Source organism: Bradyrhizobium pachyrhizi, assembly GCF_001189245.1.
In the GTDB taxonomy this organism is placed as follows: domain Bacteria; phylum Pseudomonadota; class Alphaproteobacteria; order Rhizobiales; family Xanthobacteraceae; genus Bradyrhizobium; species Bradyrhizobium pachyrhizi.
The window spans coordinates 457,325-462,924 of sequence record NZ_LFIQ01000117.1 but is presented as its reverse complement, the minus strand read 5'-3'; the positions used below and the strand labels follow the sequence as shown (position 1 = coordinate 462,924).

The following is a 5,600-nucleotide window of genomic DNA, read 5'->3' as shown; positions in this document are numbered from 1 at the left end:
TGACAGACTTCCAAGACACAGGGACCCATAGCCACGGGGCGTTGTGGTTGGCACGCTGTGGCCCCAGCGATTTCAACAACTAGCGACGGTGGTTATGGGTCCCGGCTTTCGCCGAGACGACACCGTAATTGCGGTGACGTTCTCTGCATCTTTCGATCGGAAATCGGGTGGCGACTCCCGCAATCAGGGGCCAGATTCCGTCCCATGACAGCAACAGCCAAAACCATCACCCGCCTACCCACCGGCATCCCGGCCCGCGTCGACGGGCTCGATTGGGACCGGATCACGACCGACCTCGACGGGCAGGGATGCGCCGTCCTCAACAGTCTGCTGACGCCTGAGGAATGTGATGCCATCGCCGCGCTGTATCCCGACGACAGCCAGTTCCGTAGCCGGATCGTGATGGGCCGTCACGGCTTCGGCCGCGGCGAGTACAAGTATTTCTCCTATCCGCTGCCGGATTTAATCGCGGAGCTGCGGCCGGCGCTCTATGCGCGGCTGACCGCGACAGCCAATTGCTGGAACGAGACGATGGGGATCGATATCCGATATCCTCCGTCGCATGCGGCGTTCCTGAAGCGCTGCCACGATGCCGGACAGACGCGGCCGACGCCGCTGCTGCTGCAATATGGCGAGGGCGACTACAATTGCCTGCATCAGGATCTCTATGGCGAGCATGTGTTCCCGATCCAGGTCGCGATCCTGCTGTCGCAGCCCGGGCGCGATTTCACCGGCGGCGAATTCGTGCTGACCGAGCAGCGGCCGCGGATGCAGTCACGGCCCGAGGTGGTGCCGCTCACCAAGGGCGATGCGGTGGCCTTTGCCGTGCATTATCGACCGGTGCAGGGGACGCGCGGACCGTATCGTGTCAATCTGCGCCACGGCGTCAGCCGGATTCGCTCCGGCCATCGCCACACCGTTGGTGTGATCTTCCACGACGCGAAGTGAGCGCGAGAGAGGCGTGGCCGCTGATCTGTTCGAGACAATTGGCGATGCAAGGCCGTCGCACGAGACGATCGCGGATGGCGCGGTGCTGTTGCGCGGCTTTGTCCGGCCGTTCGAGGCCGAGCTGATCCCGGCATTGCGCGCCATCGTCAAGCAGGCGCCGTTCCGGCATCTGATCACGCCGGCCGGCCACCGCATGTCGGTCGCAATGACCAATTGCGGCAGCGTCGGCTGGGTCTCCGATCCCAGCGGCTATCGCTATGATGCGATCGATCCCGACTCGGGACAACCCTGGCCTGAAATGCCGGAGGTGTTGCGCAGGCTCGCCGCCGGCGCCGCTGACGAAGCCGGCTTCAACGGCTTCGCGCCTGAGGCCTGCCTGATCAATCGCTACGTCCCCGGCGCAAAACTGTCGCTGCACCAGGACAAGGACGAGCTCGACTACCGCGCACCGATCGTGTCGATCTCGCTCGGGCTGCCGGCGATCTTCCTGTTCGGCGGCCTGCAGCGCAGCGACACGCCGCGCCGCTATCGACTCGAACATGGCGACGTTGCGGTGTGGGGCGGCCCGTCACGGCTATTTTATCACGGCGTCGCACCGCTCGCCGATGGCGAGCACAGCGTGCTCGGCCGCCAGCGCATCAATTTGACCTTCCGCAAGGTGCGCTAAAGCGCCGGGTGGTCTAGACTTGGCGGATGACCACCAAGGCTGACCGCGCCGTCAACCGCACCGGCGTCTATCTCGCCGTGCTGCAGCTCGTGTTCACGCTGGGCTGGACCACCTATCTGATCTATCTGCCGAAGCTGTGCGCCGATGTCGGCATCGCACCGTCGACCGTGATCCTGATCCTGATGATGGATCAGGGCATCTTTACCGTCACCGACACGGCGATGGGCATGGCTGCCGACAGGATCTCGAGCCTGGTCGGCCGCCTCGGCTTGTTTGTCGGTATCCTTGCCGCAATCTCCTGCGCCGCCTTCATCGCGTTGCCTTACGTCGCCGGCACCGGGCCGGGTGCAAAGGTCTGGCTGATTGTGCTGATCGTGATCTGGGCCGTGACGTCGTCGGCCTTGCGGGCGCCGCCGCTGACGCTGCTCGGCAAGTATCGCGCGCAACCCTCGGTCCCGTTCCTCGCGGCGCTGGCGATGCTGGGTTACGGCGTTGCGGGCGCGGTTTCGCCCTATCTTGGCGTCGTGCTGCGCAACCAGGATGCACGGCTGCCGTTCGTGCTGTCAGGCGCCGTGCTGCTGCTGACGGCGCTCGCCTTCTCCGGCGTCGAGCGCCGTATCGCGGCAGAGGCGCAGCCGGCGCGGCTGGCGCCCCCGGCGAAGCGGCTCGGCGCGGTGCCGATGTTCCTGATCGGATCGATGGTGCTGCTGTCGCTCGGCTACCAGCTGCACTTCAACATCAACAGCGCGCCGTTCTATTTGCGCTTTGCCAAGGCGGACGAGCTGCAATGGCTGATGCCGGTCTTCTGGATCGGCTTCAACATCGCGATGTTTCCGGCAAGCATCGTCGTCAAGCATCGCGGCGGCCTGATCGTGATGGGCGCGGCGGGACTGCTCGGCGCCTTTGCGATCATCGCCGCCGAAATCGCCGGCAGTCTCAACGTCCTGATCGTGGCGCAATTCATGGCGGGGGCCGCTTGGGGCTGCATGCTGATGAGCGCGGTGTCCGCGGCGCTTGCGATCGGGGAGACCGGCGCGGAAGGCAAGGTCACCGGCCTCGTCTTCTCGGCGCTCGCGCTCGCGACTTTTGCGCGGATGGCGGCCGTCGCGGGCGGCCTGCAGAAGATGCCGGACTATGCGCCGCTGGTGCACTGGGCGCCGGTCGCCTGCTGGTCGGTCGCCGGCGCCGGCCTGCTCGTGATCGCCGCGTCACGGCTGCAACGCGGCATGAAGAGCGCTTAGCGTCGTCATTCCGGGGCGCGAAGCGAACCCGGAATCTCGAGATTCCCGGATGCGCATTGCGCATTTGAGGTTCGATGCTGCGCATCGCTCCGGAATGACGAGCGTTTGGCTCAGTTATTCCGCGCCGGATGGATGAACGCCCAGGGGCTAACTTCCGAATCCGTCGGCACTTCCACCGAGATCACGTAAGGGCCGCCGTCGGCCAGCGCCTTCTCCAGCACGGGGCGGAAGTGATCCGGCGAGGTGACGCGCGCGGCGCCGACGCCGAAGGATTCTGCAAGCTTCACGAAATCCGGATTTACCAGGTCGGAGGCGACGACGCGGCCGTCGAAGCGTTCGCGTTGGTCGCGGCGGACATTGCCATATGCGTTGTTGTTGAACACCAGCGTCACCACGCCGATCTTGAACTGCACGGCGGTGGCAAGCTCCTGCACGCCGAACATGAAGCCTCCGTCGCCGGTGATCGCGACCACCGGCTTGTCCGGATTGGCGACCTTGGCGCCGAGCGCGGTCGGGAAACCCGAGCCGAGCGTGCCCTGATAGCCCGAGGTGACGAAGGTCCGCGGCTCGTAGATCGGAAAACCGTACCAGGAGGCGAAACCGACCTGCGACAGCTCGTCGGTGACGATGGCGTTCGCCGGCAGCACCTCGCGCAGGATTTTCAGATAGGCCATCTGTGGCTGGATGCGCTGGATCTCCTGCTCGGTCGCGGCCGTTGCCTCGCGGATCGCGGCGCGGCGGCCGGAAGTCCTGCGGTAGCCCACCTTGCGCACGGCGGCGACGAGATCGGCGGTGCCGGTCTTGGCGTCCGCGATCACACCAGCATCGGCCGGCCAGCGCCGCAGCTCGACCGGATCGATATCGATGCGCACGCATTTCAGTCCGGCGGGCTGGTAGGGCCAGCGCGACATCGTCGGCAGCTCGAGGCGCGTGCCGATGCCGATCATCAGATCGGTCTTCGGCCAGAGCTTGTAGGCCGAAGCCATGGTGAGCCCGAGCTCATGCGCGTTGGAGACGATGCCGCGGCCGCTGCGGAATGCGACGACCGGCGCGTCGATCATCTCGGCCAATTCGAGGATCTCCTCGCGCGCCTCGATGGCGCCGTTGCCGACGAAGATCATCGGCGCCTTGCTGCCGGCGATCAGGTCGGCAGCTGCCTTGATACGGTCCGGATCGGGCTGCGGCGCCGGCAACGGATCGAACGGCTTGATGGGGGCGACCTGGGTGCGCTGGGTGAACACGTCCCACGGCATCTCCAGCGAAGCCGGGCCGCGCCGGCCCGACAGCATCTCCTGGAATGCGCGCGACACCAGCGCGGGCGCGTTGTCGGGATATTCGATCCGGTCGGCCCATTTCACGAAGGTGCGCAGCGTCGCGAGCTGGTCCGGCATCTCGTGCAGATGGCCGCGGCCCTTGCCCAGAAACTGCGTCGGCACCTGACCGGTCAGGCACAGCACCGGCTCGTTGCAGCCGAATGCGGTGAGCAGCGCCGCCGAGGCGTTGAGCACGCCAGGGCCGGGCACCACGCTGAACACGCCGGGCTTGCCGCTGGAGCGTGCATAGCCGAACGCCATGTAGCCGCAGGCCTGCTCATGTCGGGCGCCGATCACCTTGAGCTGGGCTTGGTGGAAGGCATCGAACAGGCCATAGATCTGCGCGCCGGGCAGGCCGAACACGGTGTCGACGCCGTGGGCGACGAGGCCGTTGACGATCGCTTCGCCGCCGGATGTTGAGGTCATGGCACTGTCCACTTTGCTTGTGAGGTTAGGTGGCTTCGTCGACGACGCCATTGCGCAGGATGCCGACGCCTTCGGCCTCGACCTCGACGACATCGCCGGGCTTCAGATAGCGCGGTGGATCGAACCGCGCACCTGCGCCGGTCGGCGTCCCCGTGACGATGATGTCGCCGGGAACCAGCGTCGTGAAGGTCGAGATGTAGTTGATGAGGTAGCGGAAGCCGAAGATCAAGCGCGAGGTGCGGTCGTCCTGGCGGGTCTCGCCGTTCACCCGCGTGGTCAGACGGATATCGGCGATCTGCGCTTCACCGCTGTAGGGCACGATCCACGGGCCGAGGCTGCCGGTGGAATCGAAGTTCTTGCCCTGGGTGACGTTGAACTTGGCGTGGCGCACCCAGTCGCGGATGGTGCCTTCGTTGCAGAGCGTGATCGCGGCGATGTGATCGAGCGCGACGCTCTCCGCAATGTGCCGGCCAGCCTTGCCGATCACCAGCACGAGCTCCCCCTCATAGTCGAGCTGCGGCGAGACGCGCGGCCGCACCACCGGCGTGTTGTGGCCGACGAAGGACCGCGGCACCCGCAGGAACATGCTCGGGTATTTCGGCGCGTCCGAGCCGTCCCTGTATTCGGCATTGCGGTCCGGGTAGTTGACGCCGATGCAGATGATTTTTTCCGGCGTGGGAATCGGCGGCTTCCACGCGACTGCGTCGAGCGCGTGGTCGGGCGCGCGCCTGGCGGCGTCCTCCACGAGCCTGCTCAGCGCGCCGGCGGCGATCGCTTCCCGCAAGGTCGGATAGTCCTTGAAGCGCGACGAGAGGTCGACGATGCCGGTGTCGGTGACCGCGCCATAGCTGGTGGCGCCGTTGACGGAATAGGTGGCGAGGCGAGGGGCAGTCATCGGCAATCCAATCATTGGTGTCGTCCCGGCCAAGCGAAGCGCGAGCCGGGACCCATAACCACAGGCTTCACATTATGGCACGCGGGGCGACGATCTTCGCAACAACGTGG

The 5,600-nt window shown here is 66.0% G+C and carries 5 protein-coding genes; 3 read left to right on the top strand and 2 right to left on the bottom strand.

Translation table 11 applies throughout. The features are described 5' to 3' along the window. The first annotated feature begins 204 nt into the window (after positions 1-204). The 3 genes from AKL29_RS33905 to AKL29_RS33895 are packed head-to-tail and all read left to right on the top strand — an operon-like array spanning position 205 to position 2,856. Positions 205-948: a 2OG-Fe(II) oxygenase gene (locus AKL29_RS33905; RefSeq protein ID WP_050387158.1), complete on the top strand. Its 744-nt coding sequence runs from the start codon at positions 205-207 to the stop codon at positions 946-948. Positions 949-961: 13 nt separating this feature from the next. Beyond that, entirely contained in the window at positions 962-1,615 is a 654-nt protein-coding gene (alkB, locus tag AKL29_RS33900) for a DNA oxidative demethylase AlkB (RefSeq protein WP_050387157.1), read from the top strand. A gap of 26 nt (positions 1,616-1,641) precedes the next feature. Beyond that, complete coding sequence (locus AKL29_RS33895; protein ID WP_050387156.1) at positions 1,642-2,856, top strand: MFS transporter; 1,215 nt, start codon at positions 1,642-1,644, stop codon at positions 2,854-2,856. A gap of 110 nt (positions 2,857-2,966) precedes the next feature. Here the strand turns inward: AKL29_RS33895 and AKL29_RS33890 are convergent, their stop codons facing one another. Together AKL29_RS33890 and AKL29_RS33885 are read right to left on the bottom strand one after the other, a co-directional pair. Beyond that, the gene (locus AKL29_RS33890; protein WP_050387155.1) at positions 2,967-4,595 is read right to left on the bottom strand and encodes a thiamine pyrophosphate-dependent enzyme; all 1,629 of its coding nucleotides are present in this window, start codon (positions 4,593-4,595) and stop codon (positions 2,967-2,969) included. Positions 4,596-4,620: 25 nt separating this feature from the next. After that, a complete protein-coding gene (locus AKL29_RS33885; RefSeq protein ID WP_050387154.1) occupies positions 4,621-5,490 on the bottom strand; it encodes a fumarylacetoacetate hydrolase family protein in 870 nt (289 codons plus the stop codon). Between the last annotated feature and the right edge of the window lie 110 nt (positions 5,491-5,600).

Coding starts and splice junctions, on each gene's coding strand:
- AKL29_RS33905 (WP_050387158.1), top strand. CDS start 205: ATGACAGCAACAGCCAAAACCATCACCCGCCTACCCACCGGCATCCCG.
- AKL29_RS33895 (WP_050387156.1), top strand. CDS start 1,642: ATGACCACCAAGGCTGACCGCGCCGTCAACCGCACCGGCGTCTATCTC.
- AKL29_RS33890 (WP_050387155.1), bottom strand. CDS start 4,595: ATGACCTCAACATCCGGCGGCGAAGCGATCGTCAACGGCCTCGTCGCC.
- AKL29_RS33885 (WP_050387154.1), bottom strand. CDS start 5,490: ATGACTGCCCCTCGCCTCGCCACCTATTCCGTCAACGGCGCCACCAGC.